This window comes from Acinetobacter sp. CY79 (genome assembly GCF_059515845.1).
In genome coordinates, this window is record NZ_JCAKMY010000027.1 from 14,044 (window position 1) to 38,776 (window position 24,733).

General features: G+C 38.9%; 27 protein-coding genes. 14 read left to right on the top strand and 13 right to left on the bottom strand.

Annotation, left to right across the window (positions count from 1 at the left end; genetic code table 11):
* Positions 1–19 precede the first annotated feature (19 nt).
* Complete coding sequence (gene dnaN, locus AC5YCE_RS11720) at positions 20–1,168, bottom strand: DNA polymerase III subunit beta (protein WP_496172166.1); 1,149 nt, start codon at positions 1,166–1,168, stop codon at positions 20–22.
* A 105-nt stretch (positions 1,169–1,273) separates the two neighbouring features.
* Positions 1,274–2,665 (bottom strand): chromosomal replication initiator protein DnaA, encoded by a 1,392-nt coding sequence (dnaA, locus tag AC5YCE_RS11725; RefSeq protein ID WP_496126596.1) that lies wholly within the window; start codon positions 2,663–2,665, stop codon positions 1,274–1,276.
* 657 nt (positions 2,666–3,322) lie between these two features.
* On the opposite strand from dnaA, the gene rpmH reads away from it, so the two are divergent.
* The 6 genes from rpmH to AC5YCE_RS11755 all read left to right on the top strand — a co-directional run bounded on the left by rpmH (position 3,323) and on the right by AC5YCE_RS11755 (position 7,930).
* Positions 3,323–3,457 carry a 50S ribosomal protein L34 gene (gene rpmH / locus AC5YCE_RS11730; protein WP_496126597.1) on the top strand — a complete coding sequence of 45 codons (135 nt, stop codon included), beginning with the start codon at positions 3,323–3,325 and terminating at the stop codon, positions 3,455–3,457.
* Positions 3,458–3,488: 31 nt separating this feature from the next.
* The gene (rnpA, locus tag AC5YCE_RS11735; RefSeq protein WP_496126598.1) at positions 3,489–3,881 is read left to right on the top strand and encodes a ribonuclease P protein component; all 393 of its coding nucleotides are present in this window, start codon (positions 3,489–3,491) and stop codon (positions 3,879–3,881) included.
* Positions 3,882–3,890: 9 nt separating this feature from the next.
* Entirely contained in the window at positions 3,891–4,211 is a 321-nt protein-coding gene (gene yidD, locus AC5YCE_RS11740) for a membrane protein insertion efficiency factor YidD (RefSeq protein WP_496172167.1), read from the top strand.
* A gap of 5 nt (positions 4,212–4,216) precedes the next feature.
* On the top strand, positions 4,217–5,974 hold the full coding sequence (gene yidC, locus AC5YCE_RS11745) for a membrane protein insertase YidC (RefSeq protein WP_496126600.1): 1,758 nt from the start codon (positions 4,217–4,219) through the stop codon (positions 5,972–5,974).
* 81 nt (positions 5,975–6,055) lie between these two features.
* Positions 6,056–7,420 carry a tRNA uridine-5-carboxymethylaminomethyl(34) synthesis GTPase MnmE gene (gene mnmE / locus AC5YCE_RS11750; RefSeq protein ID WP_496172168.1) on the top strand — a complete coding sequence of 455 codons (1,365 nt, stop codon included), beginning with the start codon at positions 6,056–6,058 and terminating at the stop codon, positions 7,418–7,420.
* A gap of 147 nt (positions 7,421–7,567) precedes the next feature.
* Positions 7,568–7,930 (top strand): NirD/YgiW/YdeI family stress tolerance protein, encoded by a 363-nt coding sequence (locus tag AC5YCE_RS11755; RefSeq protein WP_496172169.1) that lies wholly within the window; start codon positions 7,568–7,570, stop codon positions 7,928–7,930.
* A gap of 78 nt (positions 7,931–8,008) precedes the next feature.
* Here AC5YCE_RS11755 and AC5YCE_RS11760 read toward each other — a convergent pair whose 3' ends face one another.
* Positions 8,009–9,208: an MFS transporter gene (locus tag AC5YCE_RS11760; protein WP_496172170.1), complete on the bottom strand. Its 1,200-nt coding sequence runs from the start codon at positions 9,206–9,208 to the stop codon at positions 8,009–8,011.
* A 320-nt stretch (positions 9,209–9,528) separates the two neighbouring features.
* Between AC5YCE_RS11760 and AC5YCE_RS11765 the strand changes: the two genes are divergently transcribed.
* Positions 9,529–10,224 carry a DsbC family protein gene (locus tag AC5YCE_RS11765; protein ID WP_496172171.1) on the top strand — a complete coding sequence of 232 codons (696 nt, stop codon included), beginning with the start codon at positions 9,529–9,531 and terminating at the stop codon, positions 10,222–10,224.
* 213 nt (positions 10,225–10,437) lie between these two features.
* Here the strand turns inward: AC5YCE_RS11765 and AC5YCE_RS11770 are convergent, their stop codons facing one another.
* Both AC5YCE_RS11770 and hpt read right to left on the bottom strand, forming a co-directional pair.
* On the bottom strand, positions 10,438–10,689 hold the full coding sequence (locus AC5YCE_RS11770; RefSeq protein WP_496126605.1) for a GlsB/YeaQ/YmgE family stress response membrane protein: 252 nt from the start codon (positions 10,687–10,689) through the stop codon (positions 10,438–10,440).
* Positions 10,690–10,897: 208 nt separating this feature from the next.
* Positions 10,898–11,425 carry a hypoxanthine phosphoribosyltransferase gene (hpt, locus tag AC5YCE_RS11775; RefSeq protein ID WP_496126606.1) on the bottom strand — a complete coding sequence of 176 codons (528 nt, stop codon included), beginning with the start codon at positions 11,423–11,425 and terminating at the stop codon, positions 10,898–10,900.
* Between the two features lie 468 nt (positions 11,426–11,893).
* Here hpt and AC5YCE_RS11780 point away from each other — a divergent pair, with 468 nt between their 5' ends.
* Entirely contained in the window at positions 11,894–12,367 is a 474-nt protein-coding gene (locus AC5YCE_RS11780; protein ID WP_496172172.1) for a hypothetical protein, read from the top strand.
* Between the two features lie 80 nt (positions 12,368–12,447).
* Here the strand turns inward: AC5YCE_RS11780 and AC5YCE_RS11785 are convergent, their stop codons facing one another.
* The 4 genes from AC5YCE_RS11785 to AC5YCE_RS11800 all read right to left on the bottom strand — a co-directional run bounded on the left by AC5YCE_RS11785 (position 12,448) and on the right by AC5YCE_RS11800 (position 16,741).
* Entirely contained in the window at positions 12,448–13,608 is a 1,161-nt protein-coding gene (locus tag AC5YCE_RS11785; RefSeq protein WP_496172173.1) for a glutathionylspermidine synthase family protein, read from the bottom strand.
* Between the two features lie 3 nt (positions 13,609–13,611).
* Positions 13,612–13,977 (bottom strand): hypothetical protein, encoded by a 366-nt coding sequence (locus AC5YCE_RS11790; protein WP_496172174.1) that lies wholly within the window; start codon positions 13,975–13,977, stop codon positions 13,612–13,614.
* A 301-nt stretch (positions 13,978–14,278) separates the two neighbouring features.
* Positions 14,279–15,595, bottom strand: a complete 1,317-nt coding sequence (gene guaD / locus AC5YCE_RS11795; protein WP_496126610.1) for a guanine deaminase — start codon at positions 15,593–15,595, stop codon at positions 14,279–14,281.
* A gap of 90 nt (positions 15,596–15,685) precedes the next feature.
* Positions 15,686–16,741, bottom strand: a complete 1,056-nt coding sequence (locus tag AC5YCE_RS11800) for a Rieske 2Fe-2S domain-containing protein (protein WP_496172175.1) — start codon at positions 16,739–16,741, stop codon at positions 15,686–15,688.
* Between the two features lie 177 nt (positions 16,742–16,918).
* On the opposite strand from AC5YCE_RS11800, the gene AC5YCE_RS11805 reads away from it, so the two are divergent.
* Positions 16,919–17,503 carry a nucleotidyltransferase family protein gene (locus tag AC5YCE_RS11805; RefSeq protein WP_496172176.1) on the top strand — a complete coding sequence of 195 codons (585 nt, stop codon included), beginning with the start codon at positions 16,919–16,921 and terminating at the stop codon, positions 17,501–17,503.
* A gap of 137 nt (positions 17,504–17,640) precedes the next feature.
* Here the strand turns inward: AC5YCE_RS11805 and AC5YCE_RS11810 are convergent, their stop codons facing one another.
* Both AC5YCE_RS11810 and AC5YCE_RS11815 read right to left on the bottom strand, forming a co-directional pair.
* Positions 17,641–18,603: a TerC family protein gene (locus AC5YCE_RS11810; RefSeq protein WP_496172177.1), complete on the bottom strand. Its 963-nt coding sequence runs from the start codon at positions 18,601–18,603 to the stop codon at positions 17,641–17,643.
* Positions 18,604–18,954: 351 nt separating this feature from the next.
* Entirely contained in the window at positions 18,955–20,169 is a 1,215-nt protein-coding gene (locus tag AC5YCE_RS11815; protein WP_496172178.1) for a sugar transporter, read from the bottom strand.
* 197 nt (positions 20,170–20,366) lie between these two features.
* On the opposite strand from AC5YCE_RS11815, the gene AC5YCE_RS11820 reads away from it, so the two are divergent.
* Together AC5YCE_RS11820 and AC5YCE_RS11825 are read left to right on the top strand one after the other, a co-directional pair.
* Complete coding sequence (locus tag AC5YCE_RS11820; RefSeq protein WP_496126615.1) at positions 20,367–20,654, top strand: GNAT family N-acetyltransferase; 288 nt, start codon at positions 20,367–20,369, stop codon at positions 20,652–20,654.
* A 37-nt stretch (positions 20,655–20,691) separates the two neighbouring features.
* A complete protein-coding gene (locus AC5YCE_RS11825; RefSeq protein ID WP_496172179.1) occupies positions 20,692–20,979 on the top strand; it encodes a GNAT family N-acetyltransferase in 288 nt (95 codons plus the stop codon).
* Between the two features lie 34 nt (positions 20,980–21,013).
* Here AC5YCE_RS11825 and AC5YCE_RS11830 read toward each other — a convergent pair whose 3' ends face one another.
* The gene (locus AC5YCE_RS11830) at positions 21,014–21,346 is read right to left on the bottom strand and encodes a hypothetical protein (protein WP_496172180.1); all 333 of its coding nucleotides are present in this window, start codon (positions 21,344–21,346) and stop codon (positions 21,014–21,016) included.
* Positions 21,347–21,534: 188 nt separating this feature from the next.
* Between AC5YCE_RS11830 and AC5YCE_RS11835 the strand changes: the two genes are divergently transcribed.
* Complete coding sequence (locus AC5YCE_RS11835) at positions 21,535–22,011, top strand: BLUF domain-containing protein (RefSeq protein WP_496172181.1); 477 nt, start codon at positions 21,535–21,537, stop codon at positions 22,009–22,011.
* Positions 22,012–22,048: 37 nt separating this feature from the next.
* Here the strand turns inward: AC5YCE_RS11835 and mpl are convergent, their stop codons facing one another.
* Entirely contained in the window at positions 22,049–23,413 is a 1,365-nt protein-coding gene (gene mpl / locus AC5YCE_RS11840; RefSeq protein WP_496172182.1) for a UDP-N-acetylmuramate:L-alanyl-gamma-D-glutamyl-meso-diaminopimelate ligase, read from the bottom strand.
* A gap of 254 nt (positions 23,414–23,667) precedes the next feature.
* Between mpl and AC5YCE_RS11845 the strand changes: the two genes are divergently transcribed.
* Positions 23,668–24,012 carry a DMT family protein gene (locus tag AC5YCE_RS11845; RefSeq protein ID WP_496126619.1) on the top strand — a complete coding sequence of 115 codons (345 nt, stop codon included), beginning with the start codon at positions 23,668–23,670 and terminating at the stop codon, positions 24,010–24,012.
* A gap of 193 nt (positions 24,013–24,205) precedes the next feature.
* A complete protein-coding gene (purE, locus tag AC5YCE_RS11850; protein ID WP_496126620.1) occupies positions 24,206–24,718 on the top strand; it encodes a 5-(carboxyamino)imidazole ribonucleotide mutase in 513 nt (170 codons plus the stop codon).
* Positions 24,719–24,733: the final 15 nt, after the last annotated feature.

The window sequence follows — 24,733 nt, forward strand, 5'->3', positions numbered from 1 at the left end:
CGAATGAAATATCCTAAGCTTATACACGCATTGGCATGACTACATAGGTTTGATCTTTGTGAGATGGATCTTGTACCAATACCGATTGGTTTGCTTCAGTCATTGTCATCAATACATCATCCCCATCCAATACACTGAGTACATCGAGAATGTATTGCGCATTGAAAGACATTTCCATTGAAGTATTGTTGTACTGAATAGCAATATCTTCAACCGCTTCATCTTGCTCTGGGTTATTTGCACGCAACTGTAAAGAATCTTCGTTGAATTGCAGAAATACACCGCGTAATTTTTCATTACTTAAAATTGCAACACGCTGCAAAGATTGCTTAAAGACATCATGTGCAATCGTAACAGTTTTATCACCACCACGTGGAATCACACGACGATAATCTGGGAACTTACCATCGATGAGTTTGGTGGTAATTCGGACAGTAATCGCAGACTGTTCTTTGTCACGACTTTCAGTTTGAAGCGTTACATTTAACAACTCACGTCCAATCAACAAACTGAGTTGTTTATCTTCAACACTTAAAAGACGCTGTAACTCACCGACTGCTTTACGTGGAACAATGGCTTGCACCAATTGTGTCGCATTGGACTGCGCCAAAGTTTCGCACAATGCTAAACGGTGACCATCTGTAGTGACTGAGCGCAACTGATTTTGATCGATCTCTAACAAAGTCCCTGTTAAATAAAAACGAACATCTTGAACCGCCATTGCAAAAGACGTTTTTTCAAATAGACGTTTTAGTTCACGTTCAGTCACTTGAACCTGAGTACCTTGCGTATTTTCATTGCTCAGTAATGGATAATCTTCAGCAGGTAAAGTACCCAAAACAAATCGACTATTGCCAGATTTTAAAATACAACGCTGATCTTCAGAAATTTGTAAATCAATGAGTGCTGCTGCTGGCAAAGACTTACAAATATCCATGAGCTTACGCGCGGGAACAGTTGTATCGCCAGCTTCTAAACATGCACCTTCAGCCAAAGTGGTACTTGCCACCAATTCAACTTCTAAGTCTGAACCCGTGATGGTCAAAGCCTGTTGAGTCACTTGAATTTTAACGTTTGAAAGAATGTTTAACGTGTGACGGCGCTCAACAGCACCGACAACGTGAGACAAAACATTAAGTAAGCTTTCTTTCGCGATCTTCAAACGCACAGTGGAATTCCTCTAAAACAGAATATTTGGTATTAAAAAATATTTTTTAATTCTGTACTATGCGGTAGATTATACCGCATTGCAAGAATAGAATTTAATCAAAAATCAACTTTGAAGTAGTCGCAATAGGTTCTTGTAATCCTCATTAAAAATAGGATCTTCAGCTCTTAAACTTTGCACTTTTTCACAAGCATGCATCACCGTACTGTGATCACGACCACCAAATGCCATGCCAATTTCAGGAAAACTATCCCCCGTCAGTTCACGAGCCAAGCCCATCGCCAACTGACGTGGACGAGCGAAAATTCGTGTACGTTTTGGTCCCACCAATTCTTTCAATGGTACACGGAAGTATTCACTCACGACACGCTGAATATTTTCAGTACTAATGGTTCTTGCACGGATGGCCAAAACATCTTTCAATGATTCTCGCACCACTTCTAAATCAATCGGTGTACCTTTAAAACGAGATATTGCAACAACTTTATTAAGTGCACCTTCTAATTCTCGTACATTGGCAACCACCTGCTGTGCAATAAATAATGCACAATTTCGAGGTAAATCAATATTGTTGCTTTCCGCTTTTTTGAGCAAAATTTCAATACGTGTTTCAATATCTGGTGGCTCTACACCCACAGATAATCCCCAAGAGAATCGGGAGACTAAACGAGGATCAAGTTCAGTGAGTTCTTTTGGATAACGGTCTGAGGTTAAAATAATTTGTTTCGATTCATCCAATAAAGCATTAAACGTATAAAAAAACTCAACCAAACTTGCTTCTTTTCCAGCCAGCAAATGAATATCGTCGACCAGCAAAAGATCTAAAGAACGACAATTCTTTTTAAATTCTTCAACTTTACCTTTCTGCAATGAACTTACAAAATCTTGTACAAAGCTTTCAGCGGTCATGTACATCACGCGCGCATTCGGTTTGGCTTGTAATAATGCATTACCCACGGCTTGCATCAAATGTGTTTTACCTAAACCCGTTGGTCCGTATAAAAACAGCGGATTATGCTGAGACTCGCCCAACTGGGTTAAAACTTTACGACAAGTTTCTGCTGCCATTTGGTTTGAACGCCCTTCAACAAATAGGGCAAAATTAAATAACGGATTGAGTAAGCGTTTTTTTGAGTGTTTAGTATTTGCAACATCTGACTCTTTTTCTTTTTTTACTTTGTTTGATGAGTTAATTGCAGGTACAGATTCTAATGCTGATGTCGTTGTTGCAGGTTGCTCACTGGCAGATAAAATTGCACCTGGACGTGAATCGACTAAAATTTCAATCTTTTTAACTCGACCTTCAGAAAGCTGCTCAGCCAGGATTGTTATTAACTCAAGATGATGTTCTTGAATATAACGAGTCCAATAGGGATTAGGAGCATAGAGTTTTAATACACCCTCTACTTCTTCCGCGATCAAAGGACGAATCCACATCGCAAAGACATTATCAGAGAGCTCTTGTCGCAAGCGAGTTAAGCAGTCCGTCCATAGCATGTGAAATCCCCTTTCTGTTTGAATTTAAAAAAACACCCTGAGCTATCAGGGGTTGCCATCATAACCAAGTTATCCACATCTGTCATGATAATTTCACATTGGAGTTAACAATTAATCATTAAATAGATTTGAATTTAAATTTAAAAGGGTATGTGGATAAGGTTACACACATGCTGTGGATAAATATTTTACTTAAGTTATCCCCAATTTGTTTTGTTTATAAAAACAGGTTTATCAACAATCAAACTCATTGTTTATTAAAAGTAAAACAGCCTTTTCCACAGAAAAAAAGCCCCCTAATAGTAATAAATTTAAATTTATAAATTTGAATTTATATAATAACAAAACCACTTTCTGTGGATATCCCAAACAAATGAATTTAAATTCAAAAAAGTTTATGCATAACTAAAATCAATCTAGATCATGTGGGTATCTTTGTGTATATCATTGTTATTAACTATTTAATTTTAGTTTTTTCATATATTTACACTGTGCACTTTTGTTTAGTTTAACAAAATATGATTTAAACTGAGTACACCCTCTTTTGAATACTTAGATTAGCTAATTTATGTAACATTCTCTTCAATTGATTGACAGCACAAACAATGCACAATACAATCGCGAACCTTTATAGAACACCAATTTTGGAGTTTCAAAATGAAACGTACTTTTCAACCTTCTGAATTAAAGCGTAAACGTGTTCATGGTTTCCGCGCTCGTATGGCAACTAAATCTGGTCGTCAAGTTTTAGCTCGTCGCCGTGCTAAAGGTCGTCATAGCTTAACTGTATAATTCAGTTAACTTGATCGACGAGTTGGGTCTTATGACATCTTATAGTTTTAGTCCAGAGGTTCGTATCCGCTGTGCTGCTGACTATAAATGTGTATTTGATGATGCGCTTTTTAAAGTGCATCAACCCCATTTCTTGTTTTTAGCAACATGTACTAAACAGCCTAAAAGCCGTTTAGGAATTGTTGTTGCTAAAAAGAAAGTGCGTAGAGCACATGAACGAAATCGAATAAAACGTATTGCTCGAGAAAGCTTCCGCTTACATCAGCACGATCTAGATTTATTGGATATTGTGGTCATGCCTAAATCAGGTATAGATGCAGTTGCCAATGTTGATTTGCATAAGCAATTAGAATTCGCTTGGCAAAAACTACAACGACTAGTCAAAAAACATCAAAAAATAGCTGTACCTTCCCCTCAAAATTAGAGATGGCCAATGGATCGTTTATTGCATTGGTTGATTCGTTTCTATCAAATTGCGATTAGTCCGCTCCTTGGACCACGTTGTCGTTATATTCCAACTTGTTCTCAATACTCGTTAGAAGCAATTCATACGCATGGCTCTATTTGGGGTGTATGGTTAGCTACCAAGCGTGTATGTCGATGTCACCCCTGGGGTGGAACTGGTTATGATCCTGTGCCGAAGAAACCAATTCGTTTTATTTCATTTCAGCAAATAGATTCTAAAATGACTCATGTTCATGTACCCTTGCGTGAGCGTTTTTTGAACCAAAATCACTCTAACCATTTGGGGTAATCGATATGCAACAATGGGCCAGGTTTGCAATTCTCGGGGCCATGTTTGTCACCGCATATTTGCTTATTTTAGCTTGGCAAAAAGATTATGGTCATGCTGACACTGCTGTACAGTCTAAACCGGCTGCAGTTGTTGCTCATGATGTATCTGCAGACTTGCCAAATAGCCAAGCAACAGCGGTCGCAGCGTCTGACATTCCGCAAGCAAATATTGCTACTGAACAACAAAATACAGTTGCACCTACCGCTTCTGTAAACCAACAACTGATTTCAGTACAAACTGATCTTTACCATGTTTGGATTAGTCCAAAAGGTGGTGATATCGTACGTATTGAACTTCTCAACCATGACAAAAGTAAAAACAGCGATGAATCTTTTGTTATGCTGGAAAATGATGCTAAACGTACTTACGTAGCTCAATCAGGTTTGATTGGTTTAAATGGACCAGACAGCAGTCGTAGCGGTCGTCCTACATACGAATTTGAAAAAACCACGTATACGCTTGCTGATGCTAAAGCTTTGACTAAAAAAGAAGGTCAAGCAGAAAAAGTACTTTCAGTACCGATGGTATTGAAAACAGCAGATGGCGTAGAAATTATCAAGACCTTCACTTTCAAGCAAGGTGAATACCCAGTTAATGTAAGCTATCAGGTGGTGAACCGTAGTGCGCAAAACTGGCAGGGTCAGATGTTTGGTCAGCTCAAACGCGATAACTCTGAAGATCCAGGCAAGACGGACCAAGGTATCTTTACGCTTGGTACATTCTTAGGAGGGGCTTGGGGCACACCTGACGAACAATACAACAAACTCAAATTTGATAACTTTACTGAAGAAAAACTGAATGTAGAAGCTCAAGGTGGTTGGGTTGCAGTTGTTCAACATTATTTCGTCAGTGCTTGGGTTCCAGGTCATTTTGGTACACAGCCTTATTCAGCGAAATTGGAATCACGTAATTCTCCAGATGGTATGAATATCATTGGTTTTACGTCTCCAACAATTAATGTACCTGCTGGCAAAACCATGACAGTCGATGCAACATTCTACTCAGGTCCAAAAATTCAATCTGAGTTAAAAGATTTGGCTGCGGGTTTAAACCAAACTGTTGATTATGGTTGGTTATGGCCAATCGCGAAGTTATTGTTCTTAGGCTTGCAATTCTTCCATGGCATCGTGGGGAATTGGGGCTGGTCAATCATCTTATTGACGATCTTGGTGAAATTGATTCTTTGGCCATTATCGTCTAAGAGCTATCGCTCAATGGCGAAAATGCGTGTGATTGCTCCTGAAATGCAGCGCATGAAAGAAGAGTTTGGTGAAGACCGTATGCGTTTCTCTCAAGAAATGATGGCGCTTTACAAACGCGAGCAAGTTAACCCATTATCTGGTTGCTTACCGCTTCTTCTTCAAATGCCAATTTTCTTAGCATTGTACTGGGTGCTTATGGAGTCTGTAGAACTTCGTCATGCACCGTGGTTGGCTTGGATTCAAGATTTGTCTGCAATGGATCCATGGTTCATCCTGCCATTGTTGATGGGTGTAACGATGTATGTTCAACAAATGTTGAACCCTCAACCTGCTGATCCAATGCAAGCGAAAGTGTTCAAGTTTATGCCGATCATTTTCACTGTATTTATGTTGTTCTTCCCTGCTGGCTTGGTGTTGTACTGGATTGTCAACAACAGTATTACCATCTTGCAACAAGGTATGATCAATAAATCAGTTGAAAAACAAAGCGCTGAAAAAAAAGCGAATGAAGTCACCTAAGGGTTGCTGAATAGCTGAATCGATCCGCTTAAGATGATATTCTTAAGCGGATTTTTTATTGCCAAATTTTGAGAAGATTTCATGACGACTCCCCAGCATCTAACCACTATTGCTGCGATTGCAACTCCGCCTGGTCGCGGTGGCGTCGGGGTAATTCGTCTGTCTGGACCTAAAGCGTATGCGATTGCAGAGGCACTGACACAAAAGACTTTGCCCCAATCTCGATTTGCTGGATTTCGTCATTTTTATGATGAACAAAATGAAATTATGGATGAGGGGTTGGTGATTTGCTTTCCAAATCCGAACTCATTCACGGGTGAAGATGTTGTTGAGTTACAGGGTCATGGCGGCCCGGTGATTCAAAATGCGTTATTGGGACGCTTATTGGCTTTGGGTGCGACCGCAGCTAAAGCAGGTGAGTTTTCGATGCGTGCTTTTGAAAATGGTAAAATGGATTTGGTTCAAGCCGAAGCCATTGCTGATTTGATTGATGCGAGTTCACAGGCAGCTGCACGTTCAGCAGTTCGATCTCTGCAAGGCGCATTTTCTAGCAAAGTGAATACCGTTTTAGAAAAACTGATTCATTTGCGTTTGCATGTTGAAGCAGCCATTGATTTTCCTGAAGAGGAAATTGATTTCTTAGCTGATGGGAAAATTCTTTCACTGCTAGAAGACGTTCAAAGTTCAGTGTCACAAGTGCAACAATCTGCACGCCAAGGTCAGTTGCTTCGTGAAGGCCTACAAGTTGTGATTGCAGGTAAACCGAATGCAGGTAAATCAAGTCTGTTGAATGCATTGGCTGGTGTAGAACGTGCCATCGTAACGGACATCGCTGGTACGACGCGTGATGTGCTGCATGAAAAGATCACGCTGAATGGTTTGCCGATTACGTTGACGGATACGGCAGGTTTACGAGAAACAGGCGATGTGGTGGAAAAAGAAGGGATTCGTCGTGCCATTAAAGAAATTGAAAATGCCGATTTGTTGCTGTTGGTCTACGATTTGAGCCAAGGTGAAGATCCGCTTGCTTTAGCGCATAACTATTTTGCAGAACATATTGAACCTAAGCGTTTGATGCTGATTGGGAATAAATGTGATGTCACAAATCAAGTATCAGAATTGTCCGATTTGAATGGTTTTAGGCATATCACGGTGTCGGCTAAGCAAGAAACGGGCGTTCAGGCGCTCATAGAGACGATTACAGCGCATGCAGGCTTCCAACCTGAAGAAGATACCTTTATTGCGAGAACACGCCATCTGGATGCAATAAAGCGCACACAGGTTTATCTTGCAGAAGCCCATGAGCAACTCACAGTGTATAACGCAGGTGAGTTGGTCGCTGAATCTTTACGTCTTGCTCAAAATGCTTTAGGTGAGATCACGGGTGACTTTAGTGCCGATGATTTGCTCGGAAAAATTTTCGGATCGTTCTGTATTGGAAAGTAAAATTTAGTCACTAATGTAAAATTTGCAATGAAGAAGCTGACTCATGTCAGCTTTTTTAGTCTTCGCGTTATGCTTTGTTAAGTCCGATGTACTTGTTGGAAAATTATGCTTAAGGTGTTATCAAATTTAGTTTAGAGAGAATGAAAAATGAAAAAAACACCGATGATTGTCACGGCTATATTGATGGCTTTAACCACAAATGTTTGGGCGGGAAGTTCTGATCAAAAAGTGATTGATCAAGCAGCTAAAAATAGCGTGACTGTGGCGCAAGCAACAAGTTTGGCAGATGAGACAGCCGTTAGTCTTACAGGAACGATTGTTCGTCATATTCAGGCAGATCATTTTGAATTGAAGGATGAAACAGGCTCTATTCATGTTGAAGTGGATGACAAACTTGCTTCAATCCATCAGCTTAAAGCAGGCACCAAAGTCAAAGTGTACGGCGAAGTGGATACACATCGTGAAAAAGCTACAGATATTGAAGTGTATAAAATTGAGATTTTAAAATAATATTTTTAAACGAGTGCCTATTTCTTCAAGTTTAAAAATGAACAATTGCATAGGTATATCGAGGATCAGTGTTTGGCTTTAGCTCCTCACTGATCCTTCTTTCATGCGTTCTACAATATTTTTGTGTCGAAAAAATAAAATCAGAAACAATAGACCAATACTGATACAAAAAATAATGACAGCGGGTGTTAGACCAAAATGATCTGCTAAATAGCCCACCGCAAGAATCGGTAAAATCGTACCCAAATATGCAACAAATAAGTAGGTCGACATCACAGCGGCGCGGTTTTCAAGAGTGGTCATTTGGTGAATGAGCCCAAAAGCACCCAAAAGTGTTAGTCCATGCCCAATACCAAATAAAATATCGCTGACAAAGAACAAAAAACTCAATTTGAACCACATACATAAGATAAGTGTGAATAAGCTGAGGGTGCTGACAACAATTCCATAATTTAAGCTTTTCACTGGTCGAAGCGATCGTGCAAAAAATTGAACAAATGCTGAAATAAATAAGATGGTTGTAATCGCTACACCGCTCACCAATGGACCATGCCAAGGTAAAATATCTTTCACAAATGAGGGAGATAACGATGCAAATAAACTAAAAGCAGCAAAAACACAAAATGCACTAACGCTCATGATCCAAAAGTGTGGACGATGTTCGTTGTTGGGTTGTAATAGTTTCGGAGAAAAGCTAAAAGGCTGAACGTCAAAAGGCTGTGCTTTAAGAAAAAATAGACCGAATAAGCTAAGAATTGAACCAATTACAATTGGAATATAAGGGCTGACCAAGGGTGTTGACGAAAACTGGGCAATACTTCCGCCCACAAGTGGTCCCAATCCAAAACCAATTGACGTGATGATTGAACTGAGTTGAGGGGCAATATGTTTATGGGAATCTGGGACATTTTGAATCAACCCCAACAAAGCTGATGTGGTCATCAAACCTGATGCAATACCGATAATAAAGCGACCAATGCTTAGCCAAAGTGCATTTTGCGCATACATCGAAAATATCAATCCAATGATGATGAAAACCAATCCAATTTGCATGGTTTTGACATAACCAATCGTATTACTGGTTCGACCCAAAAACAGCAATGTGGTTAAGCAACCAAACATGTACGACACAAAAATCAGCGTAATATCACTCGGCATCAAATTCCAGAGATGCTGATAAATGGGATAGAGTGGGCTGGCTAAAGCTGTGCCAATTGTCCCAATACATAAAGCGAAGCTCACCAGTATAAAGGGTTGCCATGTTTGTTGATTTTTCATGAATATGTCGCTAGAGATGAGTTGTTTTAAAGCACTCATTTTTAAGATGATATTGAGCTTATATCTCACTAAGTTAATCCAAAATCGAATCACTCCGATGAACTTAGGCTGCTATGTTTGACGAATTTCAGCATAAATCATTCATTTGTAAATTTCAGTACTTATATTCAGAACAGATTATTCCAGAATTATAATGTTTCACGTGAAACACTAGTTGAATACCTGTTATGTAAAATTTTGGGATTAAATGATAAATTTTCAGCCCCTTTTAAGTATTCGGCAGTAAAATCTTATTTGATTTCACATGAGTTTAGCATGCAATGAAAAAGACTTTGTTGATCATCACGACCCTGCTTTCAACATGGGCCAGTGCCGATATTGAAACAGTGAAAAAAAACTTAGCACAGCATTATCCCAATATAAAAATTGAAAAGATTCAAAAAACAGAAATGACAGGTTTATATAGTGGGGAATATGATCAGCAAGTGGTGTATTTGAATGAAAATGCCCAACATCTCTTTATTGGTTCGATGATCCGTTTAAAAGATCAAAAAAATCTAACCAAAGAATTGGTACTGTCTCAAAACTCAGTCGATTTTCAAAAGTTGCCTCTTCAAGATGCAATTAAAAGTGTCAGGGGGAATGGTAAGCGTCAGCTTGCCATCTTTTCTGACCCAAATTGCCCATATTGTAAGACGCTTGAAGGTCATTTGAGTCAGCTGACAGATGTCACGATTTATACTTTTATTTATCCAATTAAATCGCAATCTGTAAAGCCTTCTAAACAAGTTTGGTGTTCGAACAGTAAGGCTTTAGCATGGCAAAATTTGATTCAAAAAACGATAAAACCGACTGCGTCAGCACAATGTGAAAATCCGATTGAACGTAATTTAGCTTTGGGAAAACGATTAGGTCTACAAGGCACTCCAGTGATTATTTTTTCAAATGGATTTAAATTGACAGGTGCTTATCCAGCTCAAGATATTGAAAAAATGTGGAAACAGCTTGGTTTATAAAATTCTAAACATCATCTAACTTTAAACATCATCTAACTCTAAAGATCATCTAATTAAAGATGATCGGACCAAACAACAATGCACTGAGATGTTCTTCATTAGATGAATATTAGAATTTTTTAGGCATTGTTTAACGGCTGTTCTTATTAGAAATAAAGCACATCTATCGGGTGCTTTATTTATTTGCTATTTCTTCAATCTAAGTTTAACAAATTAGTTTTTCTTGACCACTAAATTGTAAATAAAGAGTACGATAATCGCGCCAATCACAGAAGCAATAAATCCTGCTGAAGAACCTTCTGGATACAGACCAAGTAAACGACCACCATAAGTAGCAAGTAGCGCCCCAACGATCCCTAAAAGGGTGGTCACAATAAAACCCGCTTTATCTTCACCTGGATGAATAGCGCGTGCTATGAGACCTGCAATAAAACCGATAACGATGGTAACAATGAGAGACCACATAAACATTCTCCTTGATTATTCTTCAAATTTTAATGTGTACAGGAAATGGAGTTGGTAACTTCATCATCGGTTTTTTCATAATGAGTGCATAGGGACAGATTGATAATTAATGTTGTTTTTTTGTTCGAGGTGATGTTGCAGAAAAATTTTTTAAATAAAAAAGCGACCGAAGTCGCTTAGAGATATTGGCTGAGATCGATTGACTGTATTACAGACCAATTTCACCAATAAATGGAATGTGACGATATTTTTGATCGTAATCCAGTCCGTAACCTACGATGAATTTATCTTCAACTTCAAAACCAAGGAATTTTACTTCAAGTTCAATTTCACGGCGTGAAGGTTTACTCACCAAAGTACACAGTTGAATTGAGTTTGGTTGACGCGTTTCTAAAATTTCTAATACTTTGCTCAAGGTATTGCCTGAGTCAATAATATCTTCAATGACTAGCACGTCTTTACCGCGAATTTCACCATCTAAATCTTTTAAAATTTTGACATCACGTGAAGATGTAGTACCACCGCCGTAGCTGGATACAGTCATAAAATCAAGCTCATGCGGTTTGCTAATCGTGCGACATAAATCTGCCATGAAAATAACAGAACCGCGAAGTAAGCCAATCAGAACCAATTCTTTATCACTGGTTGCATAATGAGCATTAATCTGTGTACCGAGTTCTAAGACTTTTGCTTGAATTTCTTCAGCAGAAATCATGACTTTCATTTCAACGGTCATGGGTAGATACCTAAAACAACAATTCAAAAATTAAAAAAGGCGTTGACTTGCAACACCTGTAATATGCGTTAATTTTAAAACATATCGAATCTAGATGCATTACTTTTACTCATAGAATATGTAAGTTTTGCTGATCTAGTGTGCGTCACGTTTTAAAATGACAGCACAAAGGATAAACAAGCTTCCCATTAAAATATATTTTTTCTTAGATGATTTCTTTTTACTGAGTTTGTTTTTTGGTTCAGCTGACATGAGACACCTTCGTTAATTTTTGGGATAAAAATAGGATGCAAATGATCTGATTCATATTGAATGGATCTGTATTTTTAACATAGGGATGTCTCGTCATGTGTAGTGTTATTGAATAATTGAGTTTAGTTTTTCGATAAATTAGTGTGGAAATTGACTTTAATTTTTAAACGTGAATGCGTAAAGTATGTGCAAACTTAAAATGAGATAACAATATTTATGTATTTTTGGAATACCAAAGCACTAGCACACGAGCTCTCAGCCAATACGCTTGAAAAAAAACATTATAAGAATTACTACTTAATGACCGCTTTGCTGGTCACTGTTGTTTATTACTATGGGATGTATTCACCTTATTACGATGTACGCGTGATTGGGGTTGAAGGCATTGTGACACTCTTGATCATGGGTGTTGGTATTCAGAGTGCTTATAAAGCCAATGGTGGTGATGACGGTGAACACTTTGTAAGTCGTATTACAGCTTTGTCATTTCCTATCTTGGTACAGACCACCGTTGCAGGTGTGATCTTTGGCTTAATTTTATTGGCTGCATATTACGGTTTAAATGTAGATCAAACCAAATTTGACCAATGGTATGAATGGTTGATTTCTGCATTTACCATTTTTTTACAGATTTTATTTTTCACACGTTTGATTGCTTATATGAAACGAGTGAAAGAACATACCATTTAATGTTTAAACCTGATAAAAAAGCGACTGATTGAGTCGCTTTTTTTATCGATGAGAACGTGGAAATATTCAGGAATCAGTCGTCATTCGACAAAATAATGCGCGGCAAAATGTGCATCATTACCAATCACATCGTACACGTCTTCACGGATGGATAATCCTGAACATTCATCACCGACCATCCATAAGCCTAAAGTGGGTAACATCCCTTCATGGAGTGGCGTTGGTGCCCATTTCTGCATGATGTAGCCATACTTATCATAGTCTTCAAAATGGAAGCTACCAGAAGCTTCTCCGCAATCCACATTGTTTTGAATAATGTGAATATTCGCCCCTTCCCTCGCCAAAATGGGTTTACGAACCCATTTCCCATTGAATCGGTCATTGGGATTAAAAGCATGGCTTTCAAGTAATAAGGGATGATTTGGAAATTGCTTCCAAAGCGCTACTAAAATGGCTTTATTGGACAGTAACATTTTCCAACACGGTTCGATCCACTGTGTATCAGGTTTGAGGAATGTGGAGAAATGCTCTTCCCAAATCCATTCCCACGGATAGAGTTTGAATAGATGATGGATCGCTTGATCATTTAAATCGACAAACTGAGTCTGATCCCAGCCCAAATTTTCCATAGAAAGTTCGCTGACATTCAAACCTGCTTGGAAGGCGGTATCCATCAAGTATTCTAAATTGCCCCAATCCTCTCGCCCTGCTTCTTGGCAAGCAGCAAAATGGACTAAGGTTTTTGGTGCAAAAAGTTGTTTCCAGCGTTCGATCAGATCTTCATGGATACTATTGAATTGATCACGATGTGGGACATTTTGAACTTCTTCAATCCAATGCCACTGTGCAACAGAAGCTTCAAGCAACCCTGTTGGCGTGTCTGCGTTGTATTCCAGCATTTTGATATTTTGCCCATCATAGGCGAAGTCAAAACGGCCATACAGCATAGGTGCTTTGGTTTTCCATGAATGTTCTATGGAGGCAATTGCAGCCTGTGGAATTTGAAAATAATCTGGGTAATCACCCGATTGGATGATTCGATCGGCAACCTGTAAACACATTTGATGCAACTCATTGGCTGCATCTTCAAGTTGTTCGATTTGTTTTAAATGAAATTCATACGATACGCCTTCAGACCAATAGATTGAACCATCTGTCGAAGGAAGATTGTAATAATCAAAACCGATATCAAGGTGACGCTGTTGCCAGTTGTCGCGCTCAGGGTAAAGGATCCTTTTCAACGCTTATCCCCCAAAAGAGCTTCCGCCACGACCAAAGCCACCACGTATAGGTGTGGATTTGGCTTGAGTATGTACATGATTTGAAATTTTAGAGGAGATTGAACGATTCCCATAGGCTGTGATCACACGACCTGCACGTTTAACTTTACGATTATTTTTATAATATTGTGGACCAATGTATCGAGAAACATAAGCACCGCCACCAGAGCTTGAACTTTGATATTCTTCTTCAGGCTCGCACAGTTGATAATCCCAATCTTGATAACAGTCGTACTGATTGCTATAGACATCTTGCTGTAAAGTTTTTGAACCGCTACACGCTGTAAGTAAAAGTGGAACAACAACTAAGGATATTTTTTTTGTCCGCATTAATAAAAACCTTTTCGGTTTGGTTTTATAAAAAATAAAAATGAAATTTTTATGTGGGCTAATGATATTTAGTCAGTGGAATAAAGTACAGACCTGAGAATGACTTTATTTTAAAGATTTTAAAGTCTATTGAATATTTAGATTCTCAAAAATATTGGATGGATAGATCAACTCAACTCATATTTTGATAATGCTTTAAAAGTTCATTCAAAGCATAAAAAATAGCGCCGAAGCGCTATTTTTATGGATATTCGATTTTTATATCATCAATATTTCTAGCATTTTTGAAATGCTTTTAGATCTAGGATTGTTCAAAGGCTTTTTGACCATAGACATAAGTTGCTTGAACATTGCGATCATCACCCATGGTGAATAGCGCAAATAAAGCATCTTCAATATTTTTCGCTCGTTGTTGACGTAATGTTTGTAAGGCAGTTGCATTGAGGTTCAGTACAACAAAATCAGCTTCTTTACCGTGATTAAAGTTGCCTAGCTTATCCTCTAGATTTAAGGCTTTTGCGCCACCTAAAGTTGCGTGATACAGCGATTCAAATGCGGAGAGTTTATCACCTTGAAGCTGTTGCACTTTATACGCTTCATTAATGGTCTGTAGCTGACTAAATGACGTCCCTGCGCCAATATCTGTACCTAAACCCACTTTGACTTTCTTTTCCCAGGTTTTTTTCAGTGGAAATAAACCACTGCCTAAGAACAAGTTAGACGTTGGGCAAAACGCGATTGCTGAATCCGTGTCATGCATACAATCCCATTCAGCATCTTCTAAATGAACGCAGTGTGCAAATACTGACTGAGATCCTGTTAATCCATAGTGATGATAGACATCTAAATAACCTTTTTGCTCAGGGAACAGTTCTTTTACCCACGCGATTTCATTTTTGTTTTCACTTAAATGTGTATGCACATACACATCTGGATATTCAGCTTTGAGTTGCCCTGCTTTTTCCAATTGCTCAGGTGTAGATGTAGGGGCAAAACGAGGTGTGATGGCATAAAGGTTACGACCTTTACCGTGCCATTTCTCAATCAACGCTTTTGATTCGGTATAGGCTGTTTCAGCCGTATCACAGAGATCTTCAGGTGCATGACGATCCATCATCACTTTCCCTGCGATTAAACGCATTTGATGTCGTTCTGCTGCTTCAAATAAAGCATCGACCGATTGTGGATGCACGGTACAAAATACCAAAGCGGTGGTCGTACCGTTTTTCAGCAACTCATTAACAAAGAAATGCGCGATTTCATCTGCATATTTTTTATCTCTAAACTGCATTTCAGTTGGGAAGGTATACGTGTTGAGCCACTCTAAAAGCTGTTCACCATAAGCCCCGACCATTTCTGTTTGTGGGAAATGAATATGCGTGTCGATGAATCCTGGCACAATCAGTTGATCGGGATAATGTGCAAACTGCATTTCAGGAGTAATGCGAGTCTGACCTTCTTGCCACGTTCCAAACCACGTTACTTTCCCTTGTTCAGTAATCAGTAAACCATCTTCTACATATCGCACTTGGTCGTGAATTTCACGCGCTTGGGCAACCGTATTCTGAATATCGAGGAAGCGACCGCGAATCGCCGTCGTTGCAATTACAGAAGACATTAAGTTTGATCCTACATTTTATTTTTTCGATTGATTGTACCCTAAAGCCATCACATTGATTCATTACAGGATCGAAACTATTCAGTCTGATTAAACGGTATAACGTTGACTCAAGCCCCAATCTGCCAAGATACGGCGATAAGTCGTTGAAGAACGATCAGCCTCAAAATGCGCTTCCATCATCAAATCCAGCGGTAACTCTTCCGGTTTTTGAGATTCGACAATCTCTTGATCTTCAGCAAAAATTTGCGCATTAAAATCATAAACGGCTTGCAGGTCACCTGTTTGATCAAAATTACGTGTCAGTGGTACGAATAATCGAGTTTGATTGACTGAAACAGGACAGCACGCATTGAGAATTTTGAGTATGCCATTGTCAGGAAAATCCACGGTTAAAATCGCTGAAAATGGTGGATAAATTTCAAAGGTGCGCTTCCATTCGAAGCCTTTTGGTTCTAAATGTTTTAAGGCATGTGGGTAGTTACTCACGCCACTGATATATGTCGATTTCAAACCATACGCTGTTTTCTCTGTATGGTATTTGGGAACGACTGGATTATCACGGTCTGCAAAGGCTTCGTGGTGTACCCATGCAAAGTGTGCAACATCAATAAAACCTTCTAACTGACGTCCTGATGAACCTGCAATATCCACAAAAGGGGGCAAAATAGATTGATGTTTGTCGTCGTTCCATGTGTTTAAAACAGGAATATTATTATGTTCAAAATCACGACCATGGACACTGGTCCATACGAGGCCATAACGAAGAATGACTGGAAATTGGGTTAAGCTGAAACGATCAGATATTTTGGTTAAATCGGGCTGTGCGGGAATTTTGGTACATTTACCTTCAGCATTGAATCTTAAACCATGATAACGGCACACGATTTCTTCGCCTTCAACCCAACCTTTGGTTAAAGGCACACCGCGGTGTGGGCAGATGTCACGAACCAGTTTGATCGCACCACTTTCTGTTTGATACAGTGCCATGTTTAGATCGAGTAAAGTCACTTGTTGTGGCGTGGTGGAAACATCTTGAACACGTGCAACCGGATACCAATACTGCGCTAAAATTTCCCAATCATTTAAATCAAAACTATTGTTGCACGGTGCGCTGATGGGATTCAATGTTGGAATCATATTCATGTTGATTACTCCAAATCAGCCTATTTCCATTGCAGTGAGAAAAGACTGATTGGAAATATAAAATTGCTGACACAAAAAATGATTAAGATATTTTTATGAGGGATGCAATTTTTCTGCCAATTTGAATTGTGAGCATTAATCCAGTGTATTTGTAATAGGCTCAGGTATTTTTAGGAAATGGAAAACCAAGAAAAATCAGATGTTTTTGAACAAAAAATAAAAAAAATCATCATGGAAAATGCTTTTTTAAGTCAGTTATTACGCGATTTAAAAGGGTTTGAACCCTTGGCTTATTTAAGTGCAGGTGTGATACGAAATTGGATCTGGTCGCATTTACATGGTCAACACTATGACTTTGATCAGACTGAAATTGATGTAATCTTTTATGATGCTGAAGAGATGAATCAGCAAAGAACGTTGAGATTACATTCATTTTTAAAAGAGTTTTATCCAAATCAAAGTTGGGATATCACCAATCAAGCACATGTACATTTCTGGTATAAGACTGAAAATGGGCACACTATTCCACCCTTAAAATCGATGAGTGAAGCGCTTTCCTATTGGCCTGAAACAGCAACGGCGATCGCGGTACGGATGGATAAAAAAGATGATATTGAAGTGATTGCGCCTTTGGGTTTGAGCGATTTATTTGAATTAAAACTGCGTTGGAATGATCGATTGGTTTCACGTGGAGTCTTTGAACACAGAGTTCAAAGCAAACGGTTTTTAGAACGGTGGACAAAATTAGAAATCGTGAATTAAAGAATACATCTAATGATTAAGTTAAGCCGATGAGGACTAGGGCTTAAATATTTTGAATTGGATTGATTTAAAACAAGCTTAGCTATGTAAACAAGCCCTCCGAAAGGAAGGCTTGTTTGTGATTGCTCTAGATCAAATTACAGTGTGGTTTCGTTATATTTCTTACTATGACGAATAGACAGAATCGCCGTGATTGCAAGTACAATCACAATGAAACCGAGAGAAATCCAAATCGGCATATGGAACACATCGAGCATCAGCATTTTGAAACCGATAAAGACCAAGATCAAACCTAAGCCATAAGGTAGATAATGCATTTTTGAAGCTGCACCAGACAACAAGAAGAACATGGCACGTAAACCTAAGATCGCCATTAAGTTTGCGGTTAAAACAATGAATGGATCAGTGGTCACCGCAAAAATTGCAGGGATAGAGTCGACCGCAAAGATCACATCTGATGCTTCAACTAGAATCAAAACTAAAAATAACGGTGTTGCCCAAAGCGCACCATTTTGACGAACAAAAAATTTATTGCCTTCGAGTGTTGGCGTGATACGCATGTGTTTACGTAACCACTTTAGGATCGCCATTTCTTCAATATTGGGATCATCGTCTTGTCCTTTTAGGAATTTAAAACCTGTATAAACCAGGAATGCACCGAAGATATAGAGAATCCAAGAAAACTCTTGGACGAACCAAGCACCGATGAAAATAAAGATGGTTCTGAGAACAATTGCACCCAGTACGCCGTAGAGTAAAAGTTGACGTTGCAATGCAGGTGGAATCGCAAAAGCTGCAAAAATCATGAGCCAAACGAAGACGTTATCAATCGCTAAAGATTTTTCGAGTAAATAACCTGCGAAGTATTCCATGACTTTGGTATTGGCAACGGTTACACCCGCTGTTTGCTCAAGGTAAAGCCACAAACCACCGCCAAAGAGACTGGCAACAGTGACCCAAGCAATACTCCAATATGCAGCGGTTTTAACTTTGACTTCTTGACCTTCTTTTTGCTTAAAGCCTAAAAAGTCGATGAGTAGCATGATGGTTACAATGCCGAAAAATGCCAAATAAAGCCATAGATTGCCTATGCTTTCCATATCACTCTTCCTTTCTGGCAAATGGAAGAGGCATAAAAAAACCTTGACCAGTCGCCAGATGAATTAATAAAACATCTGAAACAACATGATCAAGGTCTTGCCTACATCTTAATAAACATACTAACTTAAGATGCTCGGATACCGACTTTTTTCAAAGCGTAATGACGATATTCCGACACATCATTTTCAAGGTGTTTTTAATAGAACTAGATCTCTTAAAAATCTCTTCGAAAATGATGTTTTGAGGAGGCTACTCCCCTTGTTCAATACGAATTTGTGCAGAAATACTGAGTATTTCTAAGTGAGAATAGGATCTCATATTTTTCATGTCTGTGCAAATGTGGGCTGTGATTACGTTTTACGAATGAAGTCGGTTCTTTGTACCAGTACTATCGCCAAAAACGTCCCGATCACAGCTAAAATACCGCCAAATAGTCCAATATGGTTTAAACCATATTGAACGCTGACATAACCACCAAGTAAGGCACCGCCACCAATACCAACATTGTATAAGCCTGAATAAATGGCCATGGCGACGTCAGTTGCATCCGATGCCAAATTTAAAGTCTTGGCTTGAAGTGCCAAGCTGAACATGATGATACTCATGCCCCAAAATAAGCTGATCGTCGTTAAGGAAAGAACAGAACTGGATAAAGGTAAAATCAGTAGCATCGTAATGGCTAAGATCATGCAACTGAGCGGAATAAACAGTTTGGGAAATCTCTGTCCAAATTTACCAAATAGAAACGATCCTAATAATCCTGCACCACCAAAGCACAATAATAAAGTCGTGGTTTGAGCTGAAGTGAATTGTGCAATGTTTAAGCTAAAAGGCTCAATATAACTATAAGCGGTAAATTGGGCTGTAATGACGATAATCGTCAATGCAAATACAATCATCAAACTGGGGCGTTGTATAAAATCTTTGAGACTACTCATTGAACCTGAATTCAGACTCGGTAATTTGGGTAAATTTTTTGCCAAAATTAAACAAACCACCGCTGCACAAATTGCTATTAGTGCAAATGTATTTCGCCAACCATACATCTCCCCGATCATGCGCCCAAATGGAATACCCAGTACCATTGCCAATGCTGTACCTGTCGCAAGTAAACCTAATGCCTGAAATTCCTTTCCTTTTGGTGCTACTCGTACAGCAAGTGATGCGGTGATTGCCCAAAATAGCGCATGTGAAAATGCAATGCCGATTCGACTTAAAAGAAGAATGTCAAAACTCCATGCAAAATAAGAAAGCCCATGACTGACAATAAAAACACCAAATAATGCGATGAGTAAAAAGCGACGTTCAATATTCTTAGTCAGCAGCATGATGGGAAGCGAAATGGGTGCAACAACCCATGCATAGAGCGTAATCATGATACCGACATCGATTGCTGCCATATCAAAACTGCGTCCAATGTCACTAAGCAATGCCACCGGAATAAATTCGGTGGTATTAAAGATAAAAGCTGCAAATGCTAAACTGATGACACTGATCCATTGTTGAGTCGGTTTCACTTTAGGTTCTACATTAGGTTCTGTATGGGGTTTTATGACAGCAGACATGAAGGGGAATTTTTGGAAAATTTAGGCAAGTGTATGGCTTAATCAGTGAATTGTTAAGTAATCTCTAAAAGCTTAGGTCTGATCGTTTGATTTAACGAAGCGGTCTTGCTTCTCATGAGTCTAATAATAAAAAATAACAGTATTCAAAATTAAAACATGGCAATTTCGAAGATGATTAAAATACTGGAAATATAAAAATGTTAGAAATCAAGCATCAAGATACTGGTTCTAAGGGTGAGTTTTATGTGGGCGAAGACGGTCATCATTTGGCCGAAATGACGTACTCATGGGCGGGAACAGATAAATTTATTATTGATCATACTTGGGTGGATGACTCGCTTCGTGGTCAAAATGTAGGTCGACAATTGGTTGATCGTGCGGTCGCATTAGCACGTGAAAAAAATGTAAAAATTTTACCTTTGTGCCCTTTTGCCAAATCTGTATTTGATAAAGACGCCTCTATTCATGATGTGTTGTTCGGTTAAGTTTTCTATTTTATTCAAATTTCAACATAGGTGATTTATGCAGTTTCAACATTTTGATGATGGTCAACAAGGTGAGTTTTTTGCTGTAAATGAGTCAGGTCAAAGAATTGCAGAGATCAGCTATATGCGGAGCGATAAGCAAAAGATTATCGCCAATCATACTTGGGTTGATGACTCTTTGCGTGGGCAAGGTGTTGCGCGTCAATTATTGGATGTATTGGTTGCTTTTGCACGTGAGAAAAATTTAAAAATCGTCGCAACGTGTTCTTATGTCGATGTGATGTTTAGACGTGATAAAAGTTTGGCAGATGTCAGTGCTCACTGAGTTTAATTGAATGATCCTTTTAAGTTAATCACTGTTAATTTAGTAAGTGCTGCGCGCCGTTTTGAGTACGAGTGTTGGTTTTAATTTTGCTTTGTATAAACGCCATGACAACATGACCAAACAGCATGCTGCTCAACATCACCGGAATGGACAGATAATCTTTGAGCAGAACAAATAAACCACTCAAGAACAGCATACTGATGATGAAATAATGATACCCATCAATGAGTTTTTTCATCATCGCGCCAAGTAAAACACAGGACATCATCATATTCATGACATCATGAAAACCCAAATTTTTAAAAATAATCAGTACAAGTAAGTAAGCAGATAATAGTGCTAAGCTTAGGATTATATTTTTAAGCATCACGATTCCCCCCATTTTAACCCATTAAGTAAAATCATTGTTTTAATCATTTCGCTTAGCTTAATCACAATAGTTAAAAATAATCAGATGTGATAAACACTAAATAACGTAAGTCAAAAATTACATTTGATTAAAAAATAGACAAATTATTTCATCGAATTGTATAGAATTTTTAGGAGAACCTCCTCGTGCCCATTCGACTTTGTTATGCCAGTACACGCATAGAGGGTGAACATGATTTGCTTGATGATCTCAGTGATATTTTAGCAAAAGCCAGATCTTTTAATGAGGCGCATCATATTTATGGGGTGCTTTATTATGCGCAAGGGGTTTATTTTCAGTGTCTTGAAGGTGAGCCAGAGCATGTAGAGTCACTGTTTTTGAAGATTGCTCAAGACCCGAGGCATCACCAAATTTATCGTTTTCCAGACAGCAACATCGAAAGCATTCATTTTGTAGAATGGTCGATGAAATATGTCAATCAACACGGCAAAGTACGTAAATTCTTTGCAAGTCGTGGCTTGAGCCAGTTTTTGCCACATGCATTGGGTTTAGAACATCTTGATGATTTTTTAGAATTATTGCTAAAAATCCACAGCACACATCAACTTAAGGAAAAAAGAAAAAAAGGACTGAATCATCGTGGTTATCAAAATATTTTCTAAAAAAAAGCCCGCTTCGCGGGCTTCATTACATATCCAATTAAGCTTTGAGTGCTGTAATTAGCTTTTGGTGCAAACCACCAAAACCACCATTCGACATAATCACCACAGCGTCACCCTCACCTGCTTCAGCCACAATATTTTGAATGATTTCATCCAATGTACGTGCAACTTTAGCTTTATTTGGTGATGCATCAATCACAGGTTGCAAATCCCAATCTAAACCTTCAGGTTGATACCAAATCACTTTATCTGCCAAACGTGCAGAATGCGCCAATCCATCTTTATGACTGCCCATACGCATGGTGTTTGAACGAGGTTCAATAATCGCCCAAAGTTTACGTTCACCTAAACGTTTGCGCGCACCTTCAAGCGTGGTATCAATCGCCGTTGGATGATGTGCAAAGTCATCAAACACTTCGATACCTTTTACGGTATCTAACAATTCCATACGGCGTTTTACACCACCAAAGTTTGAAAGAGCCTCACAAGCGATTTCAATCGAAACACCGACATGCTCTGCCGCGGCAATGGTGGCCAAAGCATTGGCAACAGAGTGCTGCCCTGTCATCCTCCAATTCACTTCGCCTTTAACGACACCATGTTCAAGCACTTTAAAATGCGAGCCATCTGCAACCAATTGTTCGGCAGATAAAGCTGCTTTTTCGTGAGCTTCTAAGCCTGTACGTACCACAGGTGTCCAACAGCCCATGTCTAAGACTTCATCAATATTGGTTTCAGTAATTGGCGCAATAATGCGACCTTCACTTGGAATCGTACGAACCAAATGATGGAATTGTTTTTGAATCGCAGCCAAGTCATCAAAGATATCAGCATGATCAAATTCGAGATTATTTAAAATCGCTGTTTTCGGATGGTAGTGTACAAACTTAGAACGTTTGTCGAAGAATGCCGAATCATATTCATCTGCTTCTACACAAAAATATTTTCCAGCACCTAAACGTGCACTTTCTTTAAAACCAAGTGGCACACCACCGATCAAGAAACCGGGCTCTAACCCTGCTTGATCAAGTACCCATGCCAACATCGTGGTGGTCGTGGTTTTACCATGAGTCCCTGCAACACCCAGGACATGCTTACCTTGTAGCACATGATCTGCTAAAAATTGCGGACCTGAAATATAGGGTAAACCTTCGTTTAACATATATTCGACAGCATCAATACCACGCTTCATGGCATTACCCACAATCACTAAATCTGGATGCGGTTGCAAATGGCTACGGTCATAGCCTTGCATTAAGGTAATGCCTGCATTTTCAAGTTGAGTAGACATTGGGGGATAAACATTTGCATCTGAACCCGTCACCTTATGACCCAAATCACGCGCTAATAACGCCAATGAACCCATAAAGGTGCCACAAATACCCAATATATGCAGATGCATGCTTTCTAACTCCACTACTCTTATATAGACACATCACTTTGTTTTTGGTGGTGTTGTCATGATTTATTCAATTTGAAGCCAACGATAGCAAGGGTCTGAATGAAAAGATAGTTTTTCTTGTATCAACAGCGCAATAAAAAAATTGAATTTATGTAGCAATATATATGCGAAATAATTACAGTTTTCTTGACAAACTCTGATGTGTTTTTTTGAATAAAACGTAAAATAATGCGAAATGAATTTTTGAGACATCGATGGTCTATTTGCCTCTGCTCCTTCTGATTTTAGCAAACTGTTTTATGACCTTGGCGTGGTACGGTCATTTGAAATTTTTGCCACATGATGCCCCACTTTGGCAAGCCATTTTATTCAGTTGGGTGATCGCACTGTTTGAATACAGTTTGATGATTCCTGCGACTCGAATGTTGGCTCAACATGGTTGGGCTGTCGGACAAATGAAAATCACACAAGAAGTCGTGACCCTACTGGTCTTTGTGCCTTTTATGATTTTCATGTTTAAGCAACCGTTTAAGCTGGATTATATTTGGGCTGCTTTGTGTCTATGTGGTTGTGTTTATTTTGTATTTCGTACGCCATAAGAGTGATTGTTTTTTGATATTTTAACTTTTAAGTCTTTTTTTCTAAATCCTATAAAAAAATAATAAAAATCGAGCCTTGTTTTAACCACTGAAATTTTATGAAGTTGAATTTTCAGTCTATAATACAGGGCTCTTATTAAAGCTTGGCTCTAGTCGAGATTTATCTCTCTTAATTATCTCTGGAAACATTGCAATGAATGCGGCCGCTTCACAAGACACTCCTCTCGTTGGAATTATCATGGGTTCTCAGTCTGACTGGGCAACCCTCGAACACACTGCCAATATGTTGAAACAACTTGGCGTACCTTTTGAAGCGGAAGTGGTATCTGCACACCGTACGCCAGATCGTTTATTCGAATATGCTGAACAAGCGCGTGGTCGTGGTATCCAAGTGATTATTGCGGGTGCAGGTGGTGCAGCGCATTTACCAGGTATGTGTGCGGCAAAGACTGATTTACCAGTGCTGGGTGTACCTGTGAAATCTTCGATTTTAAATGGTGTTGATTCATTGTTGTCTATTGTGCAAATGCCTGCGGGTATTGCTGTCGGTACGCTTGCAATTGGTCCGGCTGGTGCGACCAATGCGGCAATTATGGCTGCACAAATTTTAGGTTTAACTCGTCCAGACATCGCAAAAAATGTCGCAGATTTCCGTGATGCGCAAACGGATAAAGTTGCGAGCAAAAATATTCCAGGTCAAATTTAAAGCCAAGCTTAATAC

Excerpts from the sequence above, each read along its gene's own strand:
- guaD (WP_496126610.1), bottom strand. The coding sequence starts at position 15,595 with ATGTCTTCTGTAATTGCAACGACGGCGATTCGCGGTCGCTTCCTCGAT.
- AC5YCE_RS11790 (WP_496172174.1), bottom strand. The coding sequence starts at position 13,977 with ATGCGGACAAAAAAAATATCCTTAGTTGTTGTTCCACTTTTACTTACA.
- dnaA (WP_496126596.1), bottom strand. The coding sequence starts at position 2,665 with ATGCTATGGACGGACTGCTTAACTCGCTTGCGACAAGAGCTCTCTGAT.
- AC5YCE_RS11800 (WP_496172175.1), bottom strand. The coding sequence starts at position 16,741 with ATGAATATGATTCCAACATTGAATCCCATCAGCGCACCGTGCAACAAT.
- rpmH (WP_496126597.1), top strand. The coding sequence starts at position 3,323 with ATGAAACGTACTTTTCAACCTTCTGAATTAAAGCGTAAACGTGTTCAT.
- rnpA (WP_496126598.1), top strand. The coding sequence starts at position 3,489 with ATGACATCTTATAGTTTTAGTCCAGAGGTTCGTATCCGCTGTGCTGCT.
- AC5YCE_RS11815 (WP_496172178.1), bottom strand. The coding sequence starts at position 20,169 with ATGTCTGCTGTCATAAAACCCCATACAGAACCTAATGTAGAACCTAAA.
- AC5YCE_RS11765 (WP_496172171.1), top strand. The coding sequence starts at position 9,529 with ATGAAAAAGACTTTGTTGATCATCACGACCCTGCTTTCAACATGGGCC.
- yidC (WP_496126600.1), top strand. The coding sequence starts at position 4,217 with ATGCAACAATGGGCCAGGTTTGCAATTCTCGGGGCCATGTTTGTCACC.
- AC5YCE_RS11760 (WP_496172170.1), bottom strand. The coding sequence starts at position 9,208 with ATGAAAAATCAACAAACATGGCAACCCTTTATACTGGTGAGCTTCGCT.
- AC5YCE_RS11810 (WP_496172177.1), bottom strand. The coding sequence starts at position 18,603 with ATGGAAAGCATAGGCAATCTATGGCTTTATTTGGCATTTTTCGGCATT.
- AC5YCE_RS11825 (WP_496172179.1), top strand. The coding sequence starts at position 20,692 with ATGCAGTTTCAACATTTTGATGATGGTCAACAAGGTGAGTTTTTTGCT.
- AC5YCE_RS11845 (WP_496126619.1), top strand. The coding sequence starts at position 23,668 with ATGGTCTATTTGCCTCTGCTCCTTCTGATTTTAGCAAACTGTTTTATG.
- mpl (WP_496172182.1), bottom strand. The coding sequence starts at position 23,413 with ATGCATCTGCATATATTGGGTATTTGTGGCACCTTTATGGGTTCATTG.
- yidD (WP_496172167.1), top strand. The coding sequence starts at position 3,891 with ATGGATCGTTTATTGCATTGGTTGATTCGTTTCTATCAAATTGCGATT.
- AC5YCE_RS11780 (WP_496172172.1), top strand. The coding sequence starts at position 11,894 with ATGTATTTTTGGAATACCAAAGCACTAGCACACGAGCTCTCAGCCAAT.
- AC5YCE_RS11770 (WP_496126605.1), bottom strand. The coding sequence starts at position 10,689 with ATGTGGTCTCTCATTGTTACCATCGTTATCGGTTTTATTGCAGGTCTC.
- AC5YCE_RS11820 (WP_496126615.1), top strand. The coding sequence starts at position 20,367 with ATGTTAGAAATCAAGCATCAAGATACTGGTTCTAAGGGTGAGTTTTAT.
- mnmE (WP_496172168.1), top strand. The coding sequence starts at position 6,056 with ATGACGACTCCCCAGCATCTAACCACTATTGCTGCGATTGCAACTCCG.
- AC5YCE_RS11805 (WP_496172176.1), top strand. The coding sequence starts at position 16,919 with ATGGAAAACCAAGAAAAATCAGATGTTTTTGAACAAAAAATAAAAAAA.
- AC5YCE_RS11830 (WP_496172180.1), bottom strand. The coding sequence starts at position 21,346 with ATGCTTAAAAATATAATCCTAAGCTTAGCACTATTATCTGCTTACTTA.
- purE (WP_496126620.1), top strand. The coding sequence starts at position 24,206 with ATGAATGCGGCCGCTTCACAAGACACTCCTCTCGTTGGAATTATCATG.
- AC5YCE_RS11755 (WP_496172169.1), top strand. The coding sequence starts at position 7,568 with ATGAAAAAAACACCGATGATTGTCACGGCTATATTGATGGCTTTAACC.
- hpt (WP_496126606.1), bottom strand. The coding sequence starts at position 11,425 with ATGACCGTTGAAATGAAAGTCATGATTTCTGCTGAAGAAATTCAAGCA.